General features: G+C 64.8%; 17 protein-coding genes. 12 read left to right on the top strand and 5 right to left on the bottom strand.

Going from position 1 to position 16674, the window contains the following annotated elements:
- Window position 1: 1 nt before the first annotated feature.
- The 8 genes from rplR (at window position 2) to K3M67_RS12560 (ending at window position 5945) form a co-directional block, all read left to right on the top strand.
- Window positions 2-355 carry a 50S ribosomal protein L18 gene (gene rplR / locus K3M67_RS12595; RefSeq protein WP_066859630.1) on the top strand — a complete coding sequence of 118 codons (354 nt, stop codon included), beginning with the start codon at window positions 2-4 and terminating at the stop codon, window positions 353-355.
- A gap of 2 nt (window positions 356-357) precedes the next feature.
- Window positions 358-1059 carry a 30S ribosomal protein S5 gene (rpsE, locus tag K3M67_RS12590; RefSeq protein ID WP_084439096.1) on the top strand — a complete coding sequence of 234 codons (702 nt, stop codon included), beginning with the start codon at window positions 358-360 and terminating at the stop codon, window positions 1057-1059.
- 5 nt (window positions 1060-1064) lie between these two features.
- On the top strand, window positions 1065-1241 hold the full coding sequence (gene rpmD, locus K3M67_RS12585; protein ID WP_066859625.1) for a 50S ribosomal protein L30: 177 nt from the start codon (window positions 1065-1067) through the stop codon (window positions 1239-1241).
- Window positions 1242-1399: 158 nt separating this feature from the next.
- Complete coding sequence (gene rplO, locus K3M67_RS12580) at window positions 1400-1933, top strand: 50S ribosomal protein L15 (protein WP_066859622.1); 534 nt, start codon at window positions 1400-1402, stop codon at window positions 1931-1933.
- 192 nt (window positions 1934-2125) lie between these two features.
- Window positions 2126-3490, top strand: coding sequence for a preprotein translocase subunit SecY (gene secY / locus K3M67_RS12575; RefSeq protein WP_066859620.1), 1365 nt, complete (start codon window positions 2126-2128; stop codon window positions 3488-3490).
- A 50-nt stretch (window positions 3491-3540) separates the two neighbouring features.
- Window positions 3541-4197 (top strand): adenylate kinase, encoded by a 657-nt coding sequence (locus K3M67_RS12570; RefSeq protein WP_285831624.1) that lies wholly within the window; start codon window positions 3541-3543, stop codon window positions 4195-4197.
- 35 nt (window positions 4198-4232) lie between these two features.
- Entirely contained in the window at window positions 4233-4769 is a 537-nt protein-coding gene (locus tag K3M67_RS12565) for an SRPBCC family protein (protein ID WP_285831623.1), read from the top strand.
- A gap of 132 nt (window positions 4770-4901) precedes the next feature.
- Window positions 4902-5945 carry an acyltransferase family protein gene (locus K3M67_RS12560; RefSeq protein ID WP_285831622.1) on the top strand — a complete coding sequence of 348 codons (1044 nt, stop codon included), beginning with the start codon at window positions 4902-4904 and terminating at the stop codon, window positions 5943-5945.
- Between the two features lie 51 nt (window positions 5946-5996).
- On the opposite strand, the gene K3M67_RS12555 is transcribed toward K3M67_RS12560, so the two are convergent.
- The gene (locus K3M67_RS12555; RefSeq protein WP_285831621.1) at window positions 5997-6809 is read right to left on the bottom strand and encodes a CsgG/HfaB family protein; all 813 of its coding nucleotides are present in this window, start codon (window positions 6807-6809) and stop codon (window positions 5997-5999) included.
- A 165-nt stretch (window positions 6810-6974) separates the two neighbouring features.
- Here K3M67_RS12555 and lepA point away from each other — a divergent pair, with 165 nt between their 5' ends.
- Entirely contained in the window at window positions 6975-8780 is a 1806-nt protein-coding gene (gene lepA, locus K3M67_RS12550; RefSeq protein ID WP_066859613.1) for a translation elongation factor 4, read from the top strand.
- A gap of 59 nt (window positions 8781-8839) precedes the next feature.
- On the opposite strand, the gene K3M67_RS12545 is transcribed toward lepA, so the two are convergent.
- Together K3M67_RS12545 and K3M67_RS12540 are read right to left on the bottom strand one after the other, a co-directional pair.
- Entirely contained in the window at window positions 8840-10321 is a 1482-nt protein-coding gene (locus K3M67_RS12545) for a DNA recombination protein RmuC (protein WP_066859611.1), read from the bottom strand.
- Window positions 10322-10446: 125 nt separating this feature from the next.
- Complete coding sequence (locus K3M67_RS12540; protein ID WP_285831620.1) at window positions 10447-11430, bottom strand: GlxA family transcriptional regulator; 984 nt, start codon at window positions 11428-11430, stop codon at window positions 10447-10449.
- 128 nt (window positions 11431-11558) lie between these two features.
- On the opposite strand from K3M67_RS12540, the gene K3M67_RS12535 reads away from it, so the two are divergent.
- The 3 genes from K3M67_RS12535 to K3M67_RS12525 all read left to right on the top strand — a co-directional run bounded on the left by K3M67_RS12535 (window position 11559) and on the right by K3M67_RS12525 (window position 13824).
- Window positions 11559-12389, top strand: coding sequence for an alpha/beta fold hydrolase (locus tag K3M67_RS12535; RefSeq protein WP_066859609.1), 831 nt, complete (start codon window positions 11559-11561; stop codon window positions 12387-12389).
- A 67-nt stretch (window positions 12390-12456) separates the two neighbouring features.
- Entirely contained in the window at window positions 12457-13242 is a 786-nt protein-coding gene (locus tag K3M67_RS12530) for an SDR family NAD(P)-dependent oxidoreductase (protein ID WP_066859606.1), read from the top strand.
- 69 nt (window positions 13243-13311) lie between these two features.
- Window positions 13312-13824, top strand: a complete 513-nt coding sequence (locus K3M67_RS12525) for a hypothetical protein (RefSeq protein ID WP_285831619.1) — start codon at window positions 13312-13314, stop codon at window positions 13822-13824.
- Here the strand turns inward: K3M67_RS12525 and K3M67_RS12520 are convergent.
- The gene (locus tag K3M67_RS12520) at window positions 13779-14951 is read right to left on the bottom strand and encodes an aminotransferase (RefSeq protein WP_066859602.1); all 1173 of its coding nucleotides are present in this window, start codon (window positions 14949-14951) and stop codon (window positions 13779-13781) included. The genes K3M67_RS12525 and K3M67_RS12520 overlap by 46 nt on opposite strands.
- A gap of 144 nt (window positions 14952-15095) precedes the next feature.
- Window positions 15096-16655, bottom strand: a complete 1560-nt coding sequence (gene guaA / locus K3M67_RS12515) for a glutamine-hydrolyzing GMP synthase (RefSeq protein ID WP_066859601.1) — start codon at window positions 16653-16655, stop codon at window positions 15096-15098.
- Window positions 16656-16674: the final 19 nt, after the last annotated feature.

Genomic DNA, 16674 nt, shown 5'->3' with positions numbered 1-16674 from the left:
GATGGCAAAGCTTTCCCTCTTCGCGCGGCGTCGTCGCCGCGTTCGCACCGCCCTCAAGGCCGTTGCGGGCCACAAGCCCCGCCTCAGCGTGCATCGTTCGGGTCGTCACATCTACGCGCAGGTCATTGATGACGTCGCCGGCAAGACCGTCGCGGCAGCATCGACCCTGGACAAGGATGTGCGCGGCAAGACCGGCGCAACTTCCGAAGCCGCTGCCGATGTCGGCAAGCGCGTCGCCGCCGCGGCGACCGCCGCCGGTGTCACCAAGGTCGTGTTCGACCGCGGTGGCTTCCTGTTCCATGGCCGCGTCAAGGCGCTGGCCGATGCCGCCCGTGAAGGCGGGCTGGAGTTCTGATCATGGCTGACGAAAACACCAACGAAGTCGTCGCACCCGTCGAGGGCGTCGAGGCTCAGACCGAAGGTCGTGGCCGTGGCCGTGGCCGTGGCGGGGATCGCAACCGTGGCGAACGTGGCGGCCGTGGCCGTCGCGACGACCGTCGCGGCAATCGGGACGAGGAGCAGGGCGAAGAGCTGATCGAGAAGCTGGTTCACATCAACCGCGTCTCGAAGACCGTCAAGGGCGGTAAGCGCTTCGGTTTCGCCGCTCTGGTCGTCGTCGGCGACGGCAAGGGCCGTGCGGGCTTCGGCCATGGCAAGGCGCGCGAAGTGCCCGAAGCCATCAGCAAGGCGACCGCCGCCGCCAAGAAGGCGATGGTCCGCGTTCCGCTGAAGGAAGGCCGCACCCTGCACCACGACGGCCTCGGCCACTTCGGCGCCGGCAAGGTGACGGTTCGTTCGGCCCCGGCCGGTACGGGCATCATCGCCGGTGGTCCGATGCGCGCCGTGTTCGAAAGCCTCGGCGTCGCTGACGTCGTGACCAAGTCGAACGGCACGTCGAACCCCTATAACATGATCCGTGCGACCTTCGCGGCGCTGGGCGAACAGACCAGCCCCAAGTCGGTGGCGCAGCGTCGTGGCAAGAAGGTCGCCGACCTTCTGCGTCGCGGTGGTGCCTCGGCCGACGTCGCGCAGGCTGACGCCGAAGCGATTGCGGAGTAACAGACATGGCGAAAATCAAGATCAAGCAGATCGGTTCGCCGATCCGTCGCCCGGCCGACCAGAAGAAGATTCTGATCAGCCTGGGCCTTGGCAAGATGCACCGCGTGGTGGAGCTGGAAGATACCGCGGAAGTGCGCGGTGCCATCAAGAAGCTGCCCCATATGGTGCAGGTGGTCGAGTAAAGACCGTCATCCCAGCGGAAGCTGGGATCTCTGGCAATTGGGCGACTCCGTGATGGAAGCCGCCCAGCCTCACAAGGCTCCAGCTTTAGTGGGGGCTTTGGCCCGATCCCGGTGGATCGGGCCTTCGCGCGAACATAGCGAAAGCGAGTGCACAAAACATGAAACTGAACGAACTCAACGATAATGCCGGTAGCCGCAAGGGCCGGATGCGCGTCGGCCGTGGTATCGGCTCGGGCAAGGGCAAGACCGCCGGTCGCGGCCAGAAGGGCGCCAAGGCGCGTTCGGGCGTCAGCATCAACGGCTTCGAGGGCGGTCAGATGCCGCTCCACATGCGTCTGCCGAAGCGCGGCTTCAACAATATCTTCGCCAAGGATTACGCGATCGTGAACCTGGGCGCGGTGCAGAAGGCGATCGACGCCGGCAAGCTGGACGCTAGCGCCACCGTCGATCATGCTGCGTTGAAGGCGGCCGGCCTGGCGCGTGGTGGCAAGGACGGCGTGCGCCTCCTCGCCAAGGGCGAACTGACCACGAAGCTGAGCTTCCTGGTCGCCGGCGCGTCGCAGAGCGCGATCGACGCAGTCGAGAAGGCCGGTGGCAAGGTCGAGGTGATCGCGGTGGTTCCTGCGGCGGAAAAGGCCAAGGCCAAGAAGGGCACCGCCCTTGCCGCCAAGAAGGCCGCAGCGAAGGCCTGATCCGGCCTGCCAAGTCTTGCAAGCGTGACCCCGCTGCCCGATATGGGTCGGCGGGGTCATGTGCATCGGGGACGCTGTTTGTCGCAGCCGCGGCAATTCCCGGTTCGACAGCGCCCCAAGCCCCCGCTAAGGGGAATGCGATTCCGGCTCGGACCTCCATCCCGGGCAAGAGTGATTTGAAGGGCAGCCACCATGGCATCGAGAGCCGACCAGCTCGCATCTAATCTCAGCCTCGCGAAATTCAGCCAGGCGACCGACCTCAAGAAGCGCCTGTGGTTCACGCTCGGCGCACTGATCGTCTTCCGCTTCCTGAGCTTCGTGCCGTTGCCCGGTGTTGATCCGACGGCGCTTTCGACGCTCTATGCCCAGACCAACGGCGGCATCCTCGATATCTTCAACACCTTCTCGGGTGGTTCGCTGTCGCGCATGAGCCTGATCGCGCTTGGCGTGATGCCCTATATCACCGCCTCGATCGTGGTGCAGCTCGCGGCCAGCCTCTCGCCGCAGCTTGCTGCGATCAAGAAGGAAGGGGAGAGCGGCCGCAAGAAGCTGAACCAATATACCCGCTATGGCACCGTTGGCCTGACCGCGGTGCAGGGCTATTTCATTGCGGTCGGTCTAGAGAGCTTCGGTGCCCAGTCGGGCGTCGCCGCCGTGATCGAACCCGGCCTGCTGTTCCGGCTGACGGCGGTCGTCTCGCTGATCGGCGGCACGATGTTCCTGATGTGGCTGGGTGAACAGATCACCTCGCGCGGCATCGGCAACGGCGTTTCGCTCATCATCATGGCCGGCATCGTCGCCCAGCTGCCGGTGACGCTCAGCAATCTGTTCAAGTCGGGCAGCGAAGGCTCGATTTCCGGCCTGCTCATTTTCCTGATCATGGTCATGGCGGTCGGGCTGATCCTGTTGATCTGCTTCATGGAACGCGCCCAGCGCCGCGTCCTGATCCAGTATCCCAAGCGCCAGACCCGTCAGGGGCTGATGCAGGCCGATCGGAGCCATCTGCCGCTGAAGGTCAACACCGCAGGTGTGATCCCGCCGATCTTCGCCAGTTCGTTGCTGCTGATGCCGCTCACCATCTCGCAATTTGCGGGGCAGACCGTAGCGGGCGAGAGCAGGCTGGGCGATTTCGTCCTGACGCTGAACCAGTATCTGGCGCACGGCAGCCCCGTGTACATGGCGCTCTATGGCCTGGGCATTGTGTTCTTCTGCTTCTTCTACACTGCGGTGGTGTTCAACCCGGAAGAGACGGCTGACAATCTGAAGCGCAACGGCGGCTTCATTCCGGGCATTCGTCCGGGGAAGAACACCGAACATTATCTGGATTATGTGCTGACGCGCATCACCGTCATCGGCGCGGCTTACCTGGCGTTCATTTGCCTGGTGCCCGAATTCGCCATCGCACGGGCGGGAATTCCCTTCTACCTTGGAGGGACTAGCCTGCTGATCGTCGTCAATGTTACGGTCGACACCGTGACCCAGATCCAGAGCCATCTGCTCGCCCACCAATATGGCGACCTCATCAAGAAGGCGAAGCTGAAGGGTCGACTGCGCTGAGGGGCGTTTCGAGACTCTGAATAGCGCACGAACAGGGGAGAATGCGCGCAATGAATATCATTCTGCTTGGTCCTCCGGGGGCCGGCAAGGGTACCCAGGCGACGCGGCTGGTGGACAGTCGCGGGATGGTGCAGCTGTCGACCGGCGATATGCTGCGCGCTGCGGTGAAGGCCGGGACGCCGATCGGACTCAAGGCGAAGGCCGTGATGGAAGCGGGCGCGCTGGTGTCCGACGAGATCGTGTCGGGCATCATCGGGGAGGCGCTCGATGCGCTGGCTCCCGAGACCGGCGTGATCTTCGACGGATATCCGCGGACGCAGGCGCAGGCCCAGGCGCTCGACACCCTATTGGGATCGCGCGACCGCACGCTCGACCATGTCATCGAACTGGATGTGAATGAGGATGCGCTGGTCGAGCGCATCACGGGCCGTTTCACCTGCGCGACCTGCGGCGAAGGCTATCACGACCGGTTCAAGACCCCTGCGGTCGAAAATGAGTGCGACAAGTGCCATGGGCACGAGTTCAAGCGCCGCCCCGACGACAATGAGGAGACGGTGCGGACCCGCATGGCCGAATATCGCGCCAAGACCGCGCCTATCCTGCCGATCTACGAGGGCCGCGGTATCGTGTCGCGGGTCGACGGCATGGCCGACATGGCCGACGTGACCGCCGCCATTGCCGCCATCTTGGATGGCGAGGCCGCCTGAGCTAGACTGCCCTCCGGGAACGAGGGGAGGCAGCCATGGGCATTTCGAGGTTACTGGCATGGGCTGGCGTGGCGATGGCCGCACCGGCCCATTCTGCTGTTACGGGCGCGGGCGAGAATGGTTTTGCGACCCAAGCCAGCGTCGAGATCGCGGCCGGGCCAGAGGCTGTCTACGCCTTGCTGGCGTTGCCCGGTCGGTGGTGGAATGACGCGCACACTTATAGCGGCGATTCCGCCAACATGACCTTGGTGCCACAGGCGGGCGGCTGTTTCTGCGAAACCATCCCGGCGAAAAGTGGGACGGCGGGATCGATCGAACATGCACGCGTCGTCTATGCCGTTCCTGGCAAGCAATTGCGGCTTGTCGGGGGATTGGGGCCGCTCCAGACCGAGGGTGTTACCGGCGCACTGGACTTCGCCATCCAGCCGGTTGGACAGGGGGTCAAGATCACGATGACCTATGTCGTCGGAGGCTATCTGCGGGGAGGCGCCGCGAAGATGGCGCCTTTGGTGGATCAGGTGCTGGCGGAACAATTGGCGGGACTGAAACGGGCTGCCGAGTCGCCACGCTGAGCGGCCGAAGATCTGTCCGCAGCGGCATAATGTCTCAATTTGGAAAGGAAGCAGCAAAAAATCGCGGAATCGAACGTTGCTGTTAACCACGATAGTAACGGATTCGTTGCTGTCCTGTTGCTATGAGAGCGCATGGTCGGAACGCCGCCTTCCCGCAACCGCTTGACGGAATTGGACGCGCTCCGGGGCATCGGCGCATTGTGCGTGCTGATCTTCCACTATTCGACCCGCTTCCACGAGCTGTTTCCGCAGGCCGCGCATGTGCCGTTCAGCTTTCCCGGCGGCAATTACCGGGTGTTGCTCTTCTTCACCATATCCGGCTTTGCCATCTTCTTCACGCTGGACCGAATCCGGTCCGTCGCTGATTTCGTCGTCAATCGTTTTGCCCGACTCTATCCCGCCTATCTCGTGGCGATGCTGCTGACGCTGTCGATCGAATATCTGGCGCAGGCGACTCAGCTGCTGATCGGGCCGGTGGCGATCCTCGCCAATGTCACCATGTTGCAGGGCTTCGCCTTCCTTCCGGAGGTGGATGGCGCCTATTGGACCCTGACGGTCGAAATCGCCTTCTATTTCTGCATGATCGCGATCTGGAAATTCACCGGGATGCGGCGGCTGGAGCCGCTGCTGGCGGGTTGGCTGATGCTGCGCTGGCTGTTCTGGATTTGGCCCGACATGCCCGAGCGCATCATCATGCTGCTGGTGCTGCGCTATGCCCCCTTCTTCATCATCGGGATGCTGGCCTATCGGGTCTGGCGCGGCCAGCGCAGGCTGCGGCAGCAGGCGCCCTATGCGGCGCTGGCGTTGCTGTCGATCGCGACGATGGAGAGCTGGGATGTCGCCATTGTCGGCTGCATCCTGCTGCTCGCCTTCGTGGCGCTCGTCCATGGCTATCTCCGCTTCGTCAGCTTGCGACCGCTCGTCTGGCTGGGCGGGATCAGCTATTCCTTCTACCTAATCCACCAGCATGTCGGCTTCGTCGTCATGCTGGAATGCGCCAAGGCCGGTTACAGTCCCTGGATCGGCTTTGCGGCGGCGTTCGCCGTCGCATTGCTGCTGGGGACCGCGATCAACCGCCTGGTCGAACGTCCCGCCGGAGAGGCCATCCTGGCCTGGTGGAAGCGGCGCAGCGCGGCGCGGGCTTCCTTGCCGGATGCCGCACCCAGCCAGACATGAAAGAGGCGCGGCCGTTTCCAGCCGCGCCTTCATGACTCTGCGATCGTCGTCTTATTGCGCGACGGGCGCCGCCGCGGCCGCATTGGCGGGCAGCCCACCGAGTTGCGTCACCAGCTTGGTATAGGCGTCGAGATAGGCGAGCACGATCACCTGGCCGATCTCCGTATTCTGGTAGCCGCTGCCGCCGGCCGCGGCGAAACCGCCCCACCAGCCGCCGCCCGCGCCGCCGCCGAAGCCGATGTCGGTCTTGCGCGCATAGCCTTCGGTCAGCGCCTCTTCCTCGGTCGTGCGTGCGTTTACGATCGAGAGAGTGACGTTGGCCTCTTTCTTCTTGATGTTGAGGCCGCCCAGGATCGCGCCGCCGAAACCGCCCATCAGGCCGCCGAGCGCGCCGCCGATGCCGCCGCCGCCCGAATTGCGGTTCGAAGAGACGATGTCCGGCTCCAGATAATAATCAGCCGCTTTCACCTGGCCCTTGCCCAGGTTCGACCCCGCCTGGAGTTCACCCGAATCGGCCATTGCGCGTTCCATCGCGCGGCTCGCCATCGCCCGTCCGCGATTGACCATGCGGAAGCAGCCCGACTGCTGGATGAAGACCTTTAGGATCGCCTCCGGGCTGCCCAGGTTCAGTTCGCGCCACCACTGATTGTCCGGCTCCACGATCGCGACGGTGCCGAGCATCCGGGTACAGCGGGGGATTTCGCGCGTTGCGCGTTCCTGCGCGCGGCGACCGGAGGAGGCGCCTTTGGTGGTGCCGTCCTTGTAGGTCTGGCCGGATGAACTCATATTTGTCTGCGCATTCGCCGCGATCGGCGTCGCGACCAGGGCTGCCGTCGTGAGTAGCGCGGAAACGGTCTTCAGCATTGCCAAAATTTCCCCTTGATGCGGATATGTACAGCCGTTTCTGATTATGGTGCGACCCCGCAAAAGGTAGCGACATCCTAGCACAGCGGACAGGACTTGCATACTGCGGCGCGAACCTGCTTCTGCCGTGCTGACAGGGCGTGTAATCGCTGCTATCGGGCGCCGATGACCGATCTCAGCCATATCCGCAATTTTTCCATCATCGCGCATATCGACCATGGCAAGTCCACGCTGGCCGACCGGCTGATCCAGCGCACCGGTGGCCTGACCGACCGCGAGATGAGCGCGCAAGTGCTCGACAATATGGACATCGAGAAGGAGCGCGGCATCACCATCAAGGCGCAGACCGTGCGCCTCGACTATGTCGCGAAGAATGGCGAGACCTATGAGCTGAACCTGATGGACACGCCGGGCCATGTCGACTTCGCCTATGAAGTGTCGCGCAGCCTGGCCGCGTGCGAGGGCGCGCTCCTGGTCGTGGACGCGGCGCAGGGCGTGGAAGCGCAGACGCTGGCGAACGTCTACCAGTCGATCGAGCATGACCATGAGATCGTGCCCGTCCTGAACAAGATCGACCTGCCGGCCGCCGAGCCGGAGAAGGTGCGCGCGGAAATCGAGGAGGTTATCGGCCTCGACGCGTCCGAAGCGGTGCTGGCCAGCGCGAAATCGGGCATCGGCATCGACGAGGTGCTGGAGGCGATCGTCGCGAAGATCCCGCCGCCCAAGGGCGACCGTGACGCCCCGCTGGAGGCGATGCTGGTCGACAGCTGGTACGACCCCTATCTGGGCGTCGTCATCCTGGTGCGCGTCGTCAATGGCGTCATCAGGAAGGGCCAGAACATCAAGTTCATGATCGGCGGCACCGAGCATCTGATCGACCGCGTCGGCTGTATGCGGCCCAAGATCGAGCATCTGCCCGAGCTTGGCCCCGGCGAGATCGGCTTCATCACCGCCCAGATCAAGGATATCAGCCAGACCCGCGTCGGCGACACCATCACCACGGTCAAGAATCCGGCCAAGGCGGCGCTGCCGGGCTTCAAGGAAGTGCAGCCGGTGGTGTTCTGCGGCCTGTTCCCGGTGGATGCCAATGATTTCGAGAAGCTGCGCGACTCCATCTCGAAGCTGCGCCTGAACGACGCCAGCTTCTCCTTCGAGATGGAAACATCGGCGGCACTGGGTTTCGGCTTCCGTTGCGGATTTCTGGGCCTCCTTCATCTGGAGATCATCCAGGAGCGGCTGACCCGCGAATATGATCTCGACCTGATCACCACCGCGCCTTCGGTGGTCTATGAGATGCATATGAAGGACGGGACGGTGCGCCATCTGCACAACCCGGCCGACATGCCCGATCCCAACCATATCGAGATGATCGAGGAGCCGTGGATCGAGGCGGTGATCTACTGCCCCGACGAATATCTGGGCAGCATCCTGAAGCTCTGCCAGGACCGGCGCGGCATCCAGAAGAACCTGACCTATGTCGGCGGCCGCGCGCAGGTGACCTATGAACTGCCGCTCAACGAAGTCGTGTTCGACTTCTATGACCGGCTGAAGTCGATCAGTCGCGGCTACGCCAGCTTCGACTATCACCAGATCGGCACGCGCGAGGGCGACCTCGTCAAGATGAGCATCCTCGTCAACAATGAGCCGGTCGATGCGCTTTCGATGATCGTCCACCGCAGCGCCGCCGAGGCGCGCGGGCGGCACATGTGCGAACGGTTGAAGGATCTGATCCCTCGCCACCTGTTCAAGATCCCGATCCAGGCGGCGATCGGCGGCAAGGTGATCGCGCGCGAGACGATCGCGGCGATGCGCAAGGATGTCACGGCGAAATGCTATGGCGGCGACATCACCCGCAAGAAGAAGCTGCTGGAGAAGCAGAAGGAAGGCAAGAAGCGGATGCGCGAATATGGCAGCGTGCAGATTCCGCAGGAAGCCTTCATCGCCGCGCTGCGGATGGGCGACGAGAGCTGATGCCCGTCTCTATCGGCCGCCCGCTGCAAGGGCGGCATCAGACGGGCGCCTGAGCGGCGTCATTCCGCCGCCGGCAGCGCCCGCGCCTCGTCCACCTGCGGGTCGCGCGCCAGCACGTCGAGCGGTTCCATGGCCTCTATGTCCTTGCCGCCGGTCTCGATGTCGAGGTCGCGGAACTTGCGGCCGGTCGCGAGGACGCGGCTCTCGAAACTGCCGATGAAGCTGTTGTAGTTGGAGACGGCGCTGTTGAGCCCGGAGCCGAGGCGCTTGAGATGGGTCGCGGCGACGGACAGGCGCTCGTACAGTTCCTTGCCGAGCTGGCCCACCTGCTGCGCCTGTTCCTGCATCTTCGCCTGGCGCCAGTGGCCCGCCAGCGTGCGGGCGAGGGGGAGGAAGGTGGCGGGGCCGCAGATGATGACGCGGTTGCGCGCGGCGCGTTCCCACAGGTCCATGTCCGCCTCCAGCGCCGCGGTGACGAAATTGTCGCCGGGGACATACATGATGACGAAGTCGGGCGCCTTGGCGAACTGTTCCCAATAGGCCTTGCGCCCCAGCGCGTCGGCATGGGTTCGCACGGCGCGGGCATGGTCCGCCAGATAGCGCTCGCGAGAGGCGGAATCGACCTGGTCGACGGCGTTGAGATAGGCTTCCAGCGAGCATTTGACGTCGACCACCAGTTGCTGGTCGCCGGGCAGGCGGATGATGAAATCCGGGCGCAGCCGGCCGTCCTCCACGGTGACGGAGACTTCCTCCTGGAAATCCACGAAGGGGGAGAGGCCGGCGGTTTCGATGAGGTTCTTGAACTGCTGCTCGCCCCAGCGGCCGCGGGTCTTGGGCGCGGCGCGGAGCGCATTGACGAGCTTGGCCGTTTCCTCGCGAACCTGGCCCTGACCCTGATGGACCTGCGCGATCGCCTCCCGCAGTTCGGCATAGCTGCCGACCCGGTCCTTCTCGACACGGGCGAGGCCTTCCTCATAGCGTTTGAGCGTGGTTTCCACGGGCGAGAGAAGGGTCTTGAGCTGCGCCTCGCTCTTTTCGCTCGCCTGGGCGAAGCGCTGGTCGGCGCGGGTCAGGAACTGGGTTTGTGCCTGGTCGAGCAGCTTGCCGCCAATCTCGCTGAACTGGGCGGAAAGCTGTTCCTTGGCGTCCTTGAGCGCGGCGATCTGCTGCTCGAACGCCTGGGTGCGGGCCTGGGTGTCGGACTGGAGCGCGGCGAGATCGCGCAGCGCGGCCTCCCGCTCGGCCTGGACAGCGTCGAGACGCCGGGCAGCAGCGGATTGCACCGCCTCCAACCTCTGGTCAGCGGCGACCTGCGCTGCTTCGAGGCGGGCGACATGGGTCGCGGCCTGCGCGACCCGTTCCTTTTCCACCGCCAGTTCGGCGATGGCGCCATTACGCTGGGCCGTCGCGGTGTCGAGCTTCGCGGCAAGATCGGCCTTTTCGGCCATGAGCGGGGCAGCCGACCGGGTCCGCAACAGCCAGCCGACCGCAAGGCCGATCAGGAGGGCGACGAGGAGGAGAAGAGCGGCCGGGCTGTCCATATCTGGTCCTTTTGGGAACGAAACGGGAACCTAGCGACATGGGCGGCGAGCCGCAAGTCCGACAGCGACATGGACAGTTGAAACGATAAGTAAGTATTTCAATAGTTAGCTAACTATATAAATACTCAGGCTGCCTCTGCGCTTGGTGCGGCGAAGCGGGTGCGATAGTCGCCGGGGGACAGGCCGACGAGGCGGTGGAACAGTTTGCGGAAGGCCGCGGAATCCTCGTAACCGACGCTCCAGGCGATCTGGTCGATGGTGCGCCGGGTGAATTCCAGATGCTCGCGCGCCGTGGCGATGCGCAGATGCTGGACATATTCGATCGGGGTCATGCCCGTCGCCGCCTTGAAGCGACGCTGGAAGGTGCGTTCCTCCAGCGCCGCCTGCGCCGCCATCTCGGCGGTGGTGACGGACTTGGCCTCCCGCGCGGCGAGCCAGTGCTGGACCTTCAGGATCGGCTCGTCGCCATGGGTCATGCGCGGCATGAAGCGGGCAAAATGCTTCTGCTCGCGCCCGGCCGTATCGACCAGCAGGAACTTGGCCGTATCGAGCATCACGGTCGGCCCGAGCAGCCGGTCGACCAGCCGCAGGCCCAGATCGGTCCACGCCATCAACCCGCCAGCCGTGATGAGATCGCCATCGTCGATGACGATCCGGTCGCAGTCCAGCTTCACGGCGGGGAAGCGGGCGCGGAACGGTTCGGCGAACCACCAGTGGGTCGTGGCGGGCCGGCCATCAAGCAGGCCGGTCGCCGCCAGCAGGAAGGCGCCACCGCAATTGGAAGCGAGGGTCGCGCCCTGGGCGTGCCGGTCCAGCAGCCAGCGGGCATAGGGGGCTGCTTCCTCCGCGTCGGGCACGCCGGACAGGCGGCCGGGGACGAGCCAGATGTCCGGTGCGCCGGGCCGCCCGTCATGCGTATCATGGCAGCGGGCGAAGCTGCCGTCGGCCTGCATCCGCCAATGGCTGACGCGTAACGGCGGGCCGCCATGCTGGCCCGAAAATTGCCCGGCGATGGCGATGAGGTCGGTCATGCCATGGACCATCGCCTGCTGGCAGTCGCGGTAGAGGAGGATGCCGATTTCGGCCTTTGGGTTCTGCGTCGCGTCCATGGGACAGCCTTTGTCGGAATCGGCCCGCTTAATGTCGGGACCGCCAATCCCGATCCTCCGTCATTACCCCTAAAACTGCAAGCACAGGGCGAGAGAGACGCTCTTCCAATGCAGAAGGGACTTTCATCATGAGCAATTTCGTCACCACCAAGGACGGCACCCGCATCTTCTACAAGGACTGGGGGCCGCGCGATGGCCAGCCGATCGTCTTTTCCCATGGCTGGCCGCTGAGCGCCGACGCCTGGGATGCGCAGATGGTGTTTTTCGCCAATCAGGGCTTTCGCACCATTGCCCATGACCGCCGCAGCCATGGCCGGTCGGACCAGACGTGGGACAATAACAATATGGACCAATATGCCGACGATCTGGCCGACCTGATCGCGGCTCTGGACCTGCACGATGTGGTGCTGGTCGGCCATTCGACCGGGGGCGGCGAAGTCACCCGCTATGTCGGCCGCCATGGCACGAGCCGCGTGGCCAAGCTGGCGCTGATCGGCGCGGTGCCGCCGCTGATGCTGAAGACCGAGGCCCATCCGGGCGGGCTGCCGATCGACGTGTTCGACGGCATCCGCAAGGGCACGTTCGACAATCGCAGCCAGTTCTTCAAGGATCTGACCATCCCCTTCTACGGCTATAATCGCGACGGCGCGGTGATCTCCGAGGGGGTTCGCGAGGAATTCTGGCGGCAGGGGATGATGGGCGGCCTGAAGGGGCAGCTCGATTCGATCCGCGCGTTTTCGGAGAGCGATTTCCACGCCGACCTCGCCAAGGTCGATGTGCCCACGCTCGTCCTGCATGGCGACGACGACCAGATCGTCCCGATCGGCGCCTCTGCCCTCTCGACAGTCAAGATCGTTACGCAGGCGGTGCTGATGGTGTATGAAGGGGCCGATCATGGACTGACGGTCACCCATCAGGATCGGTTCAATGCCGACCTGCTCGATTTCATCAACGGCTGACAAATCCGGCTTCGTTCGTTTCGAGCGTGTAGAGAAGCGGACGGAGGTTCTTCACAGGAGACTTCCCATGACCAATGAAACCATCCTCATCACCGGCGCGTCGGACGGCATCGGCGCGGTCTATGCCGATCGCTTTGCCAGGCGCGGCGCCAATCTGATCCTGGTCGCCCGACGGGCGGAGAAGCTGGAGGCGCTGGCGGCGCAATTGCGGGCCGAAGCCGGCGTTGGCGTCGAAGTGATCGCCGCCGATCTGGCCAAGGCCGATGACCTGGCCCGGATCGAGGCGCGGCTGCGCGACGATGACGCCATCACGGGCCTCATCAACAATGCCGGGATCGCTGGCGAACAGAGCTTCGTCGAGACCGATCCGGCCTATCTGACCGGCCTGATCGACCTCAACATCCTGGCCGTGACGCGGCTGTCCCGCGCGGTCGCGCCCCGGTTTGCGGCGACGGGGGCGGGGACGCTCATCAACATCACGTCGGTCACGGCGCTGATGCCCGACGGCTTCACTGCCGTCTATCCGGCGAGCAAGGCCTATGTGCTGGCCTTTACCGAGGCGTTGCAGGTCGAACTGGGCGGCAAGGGCGTGCGGGTGCAGGCAGTGCTGCCGGGGATCACCCGGACGCCGATCTGGACCGAGGAGCAGATCGCGGGAATTCCGGCCGAGATGGTGATGGATGTCGAGGTGATGGTCGATGCGGCGCTGGCCGGGCTGGACATGGGCGAGGCGATCACCATTCCGGCGCTGCCGGACCGGGGCGACCTCGACGCCTATCTCGCCGCGCGGGCGGCGTTGCGGCCCAATCTGTCGCTGAAGGATGCAGCGGCGCGCTATCGCAAGACGGCCTGACCTTCTCCGTCATTTCCCGCCTGCGCGGGGATGACGGGTGGAGTGCCTGTTTTCCCAAGGAGAAGCATCATGATCCTCGGTCTTTCCATTCCAGCCTTCATCGCGCTGCATGTCGCGATCAGCCTGGTCGGCATCGTCGCTGGCCTTGTCGCCTTGCTGGCGCAGGCGAAGGGGCGGTTCCTGCCGCGGGTGCAGGCCTTGTTCCTCGTCACCACCCTGCTGACCAGCCTGACCGGTTTCCTCTTTCCGTTCCGTGGGTTCACGCCGGCGATCGGGGTGGGCATCCTTTCGACGCTGGTGCTGATCGTCGCCTTCGTCGCGCTCTTTGGCCTGAAGCTGCGCGGCCGGGCGCGGACGATTTACGCGGTGAGCGCGACGGTGGCGCTGTGGCTCAACCTGTTCGTGCTGGTCGTGCAGAGCTTCCTGAAGGTGCCGGCGCTCAACGCCTTGGCGCCGACCGGGACGGAGCCGCCCTTCCTCGCCGCGCAGGCGCTGCTGCTGGTCGCCATGCTGATCCTGGGCGCCATGATCGTGCGTCAGCCCAGCGTCGCGCGGAAGGCGGCGAGCCGCGCGATCGCCTGATCCAGCATCGCGTCCGTCTTGGAAAAGCAGAGACGGACGAGATGGGTGACGGATGCGTCGGGGTAGAAGGCGCTGATCGGGATCGCTGCCACACCGGCTTCGTCGATGATGCGGTTGCAGAAGGTCACATCGTCCAGCGCGATCCCCGATGCGGGCAGGTCGATCGACAGGAACCAGGTGGCGGCGCTGGGCTGGACGACATAGCCCGCCGCCACGAGGCCGGCCGCCAGCCGGTCGCGCGAGGCCTGATAGGCGGCGCGCTGCTCGGCGAACCAGGCGTCGGGGTAGCCCAGCCCCTCCGCCACGGCCCATTGCAGGCCGGGCGGGGTCGTGAAGGTCAGGAACTGGTGGGCGCGGGCGAGCAGGGTAGCGATCGGCGGGGCGGCGCACATCCAGCCGACCTTCCAGCCGGTGACGGAAAAGATCTTGCCCGCCGACCCGATCTTGACGGTGCGGTCGCGCATCCCCGGAAAGGCCATCAGCGGGCGGTGGGCGACATCGTCATAGACGCTTTGCTCCCAGACTTCGTCGCAGATGGCGATCAGGTCATGCGCAACGCAGAGGTCGGCGAGCAGCGCCAGTTCCGCCTCGCGCAGCACGATGCCGGTAGGATTCACCGGATTGTTCATGAGGAGGATGCGGGTGCGCGGGGTGATGGCCGCTGCCAGCGCGTCGTGGGTCACGCGCCAGTCGGGCGGGGTCAGCGTCACCACTTTCGCGACGCCGCCCACGCGCTCCACGAGCGGCAGATAGGCGTCGTAGAGCGGGGCGAGCATCAGCACTTCGTCGCCGGGTTTCACCAGTGCGAGCAGGCTGGCCGCGATCGCCTCGGTCGCGCCGGAAGTGACGATCACCTCCTGCTCGTAAAGATCGAGCTGCTGGTGGCGGTCATAATGGTCGGCGACCGCCGCGCGCAGTTCGGGCAGACCGGCCATCGGCGGATATTGGCTGGATCGGGTCAGCAGCGCGTCGGCGGCGGCTTGCAGGACGGCGCGGGGGCCGGGGCCTTCGGGAAAGCCCTGCCCCAGATTGATCGCGCCGGTTTCCCGCGCGCGGGCGGACATATGTTCGAAGATGGTGGTCGGCATGTCCCGATAGACGGGGTGGCCGAGGGCGGCGCTGGTCATGTCACGCTCCACCGCTGCTGCCGCTTGCGCGGCCGAGCTGACCGGATGGCGATCCCCCGGACGGCCATTATACCTGACACCCACGGCTGCTTACGCAGCCGAATAAAGCCGGCGAATGTCCCCCGGACATTCGCTTTGCCGGCTTTATTCCCATTCGATGGTCCCCGGCGGCTTCGACGTATAGTCATAGACGACGCGGTTGATGCCCTTGACCTCATTGATGATGCGCGTCGCGACGCGGCTGAGGAACGCGGCGTCGAAGGGGTAGATGTCGGCAGTCATACCGTCGGTCGAGGTGACGGCGCGGACGGCGCAGACGCTGTCATAAGTGCGGTGGTCGCCCATCACGCCGACGGTGCGGACCGGGAGCAGCACGGCGAAGGCCTGCCAGATCGCGTCGTAGAGGCCTGCGTTGCGGATTTCCTCCAGATAGATGGCGTCCGCCTTGCGCAATATGTCGCAGCGTTCCTTGGTCACTTCGCCGGGAATGCGGATGGCGAGCCCGGGGCCGGGAAAGGGATGGCGGCCGACGAAGATGTCGGGCAGGCCCAGTTCCTTGCCCAGCACGCGCACTTCGTCCTTGAACAGTTCGCGTAAGGGTTCGACCAGTTTCATGTTCATGCGTTCGGGCAGGCCGCCGACATTATGGTGCGACTTGATCGTAACCGAAGGGCCGCCGGTGAAGCTGACGCTCTCGATCACGTCGGGATAGAGGGTGCCCTGCGCCAGGAAATCGGCGCCGCCGATCCTGGCGGCTTCCTCCTCGAACACGGCGATGAATTCGCCCCCGATGAACTTGCGCTTCTTTTCCGGGTCGGTGAGGCCGGCGAGGCCGCCCAGGAAGCGGTCTTCCGCGTTTACATGGACCAGCTTGATGCCATAATGTTCGCGGAACAGGCTGACCACCTGTTCCGCTTCGCCCAGCCGCATCAGGCCATGGTCGACGAAGACGCAGGTGAGCTGGTCGCCGATCGCTTCGTGGATCAGCACGGCGGCCACAGCGGAATCGACGCCGCCCGACAGGCCGCAGATCACCCGGCCTTCGCCCACCTGGGCGCGGATTTCGGCGATCTTGGTGGCGCGGAACTCGGCCATGGTCCAGTCGCCGGCGAGGCCGCAGACATGGCGGACGAAATTGGCGAGCAGCTTCGCGCCGTCGGGGGTGTGGACGACTTCGGGGTGGAATTGGGTGGCGTAGAAGCGCTTTTCCTCGTTCGCGGTGACGGCATAGGGCGCGCCCTCGCTGGTCGCAACGACCTCGAAGCCGGGGGCAAGGCTCGTCACCTTGTCGCCATGGCTCATCCAGACCTGATGCTTTTCGCCTTCGGTCCAGAGGCCGTCGAACAGGGCGCAGCCCTGCTTCACTTCGATGAAGGCGCGGCCGAATTCGCCGCTCTCGCCGCCTTCGACATTGCCGCCCAGCTGCTGCATCATCGTCTGCTGGCCGTAGCAGATGCCCAGGATGGGGATGCCTGCATCGAAGAAATGCTGCGGGGCGCGGGGGCTGTCCTCCCACATCACCGAGGAGGGGCCGCCTGACAGGATGATGCCCTTGGGCTGCATCCGCTCGAAGGCTTCGGCCGCGCTGTTGAAGGGGGCGATCTCGGAATAGACGCCGGCTTCGCGGACGCGCCGGGCGATGAGCTGGGTCACCTGGCTGCCGAAGTCCACGATGAGGATGGAATCCTGAAGGGGCAGCGTCATCGAATCGCCTTTGTGTCGA

This window comes from Sphingobium sp. V4 (assembly GCF_029590555.1).
In the GTDB taxonomy this organism is placed as follows: Bacteria; Pseudomonadota; Alphaproteobacteria; order Sphingomonadales; family Sphingomonadaceae; genus Sphingobium.
Note: the sequence above shows the minus strand (reverse complement) of the source record. Positions and strands in the feature narration are given on the sequence as shown.

Bases quoted from the DNA above. Each gene is read 5' to 3' on its own strand.
- rpmD (WP_066859625.1), top strand. From the start codon at position 1,065: ATGGCGAAAATCAAGATCAAGCAGATCGGTTCGCCGATCCGTCGCCCG.
- K3M67_RS12530 (WP_066859606.1), top strand. From the start codon at position 12,457: ATGACCAATGAAACCATCCTCATCACCGGCGCGTCGGACGGCATCGGC.
- rplO (WP_066859622.1), top strand. From the start codon at position 1,400: ATGAAACTGAACGAACTCAACGATAATGCCGGTAGCCGCAAGGGCCGG.
- rpsE (WP_084439096.1), top strand. From the start codon at position 358: ATGGCTGACGAAAACACCAACGAAGTCGTCGCACCCGTCGAGGGCGTC.
- secY (WP_066859620.1), top strand. From the start codon at position 2,126: ATGGCATCGAGAGCCGACCAGCTCGCATCTAATCTCAGCCTCGCGAAA.
- guaA (WP_066859601.1), bottom strand. From the start codon at position 16,655: ATGACGCTGCCCCTTCAGGATTCCATCCTCATCGTGGACTTCGGCAGC.
- rplR (WP_066859630.1), top strand. From the start codon at position 2: ATGGCAAAGCTTTCCCTCTTCGCGCGGCGTCGTCGCCGCGTTCGCACC.
- K3M67_RS12560 (WP_285831622.1), top strand. From the start codon at position 4,902: ATGGTCGGAACGCCGCCTTCCCGCAACCGCTTGACGGAATTGGACGCG.
- K3M67_RS12520 (WP_066859602.1), bottom strand. From the start codon at position 14,951: ATGACCAGCGCCGCCCTCGGCCACCCCGTCTATCGGGACATGCCGACC.
- K3M67_RS12525 (WP_285831619.1), top strand. From the start codon at position 13,312: ATGATCCTCGGTCTTTCCATTCCAGCCTTCATCGCGCTGCATGTCGCG.
- K3M67_RS12565 (WP_285831623.1), top strand. From the start codon at position 4,233: ATGGGCATTTCGAGGTTACTGGCATGGGCTGGCGTGGCGATGGCCGCA.
- K3M67_RS12570 (WP_285831624.1), top strand. From the start codon at position 3,541: ATGAATATCATTCTGCTTGGTCCTCCGGGGGCCGGCAAGGGTACCCAG.
- K3M67_RS12535 (WP_066859609.1), top strand. From the start codon at position 11,559: ATGAGCAATTTCGTCACCACCAAGGACGGCACCCGCATCTTCTACAAG.
- lepA (WP_066859613.1), top strand. From the start codon at position 6,975: ATGACCGATCTCAGCCATATCCGCAATTTTTCCATCATCGCGCATATC.
- K3M67_RS12540 (WP_285831620.1), bottom strand. From the start codon at position 11,430: ATGGACGCGACGCAGAACCCAAAGGCCGAAATCGGCATCCTCCTCTAC.
- K3M67_RS12555 (WP_285831621.1), bottom strand. From the start codon at position 6,809: ATGCTGAAGACCGTTTCCGCGCTACTCACGACGGCAGCCCTGGTCGCG.
- K3M67_RS12545 (WP_066859611.1), bottom strand. From the start codon at position 10,321: ATGGACAGCCCGGCCGCTCTTCTCCTCCTCGTCGCCCTCCTGATCGGC.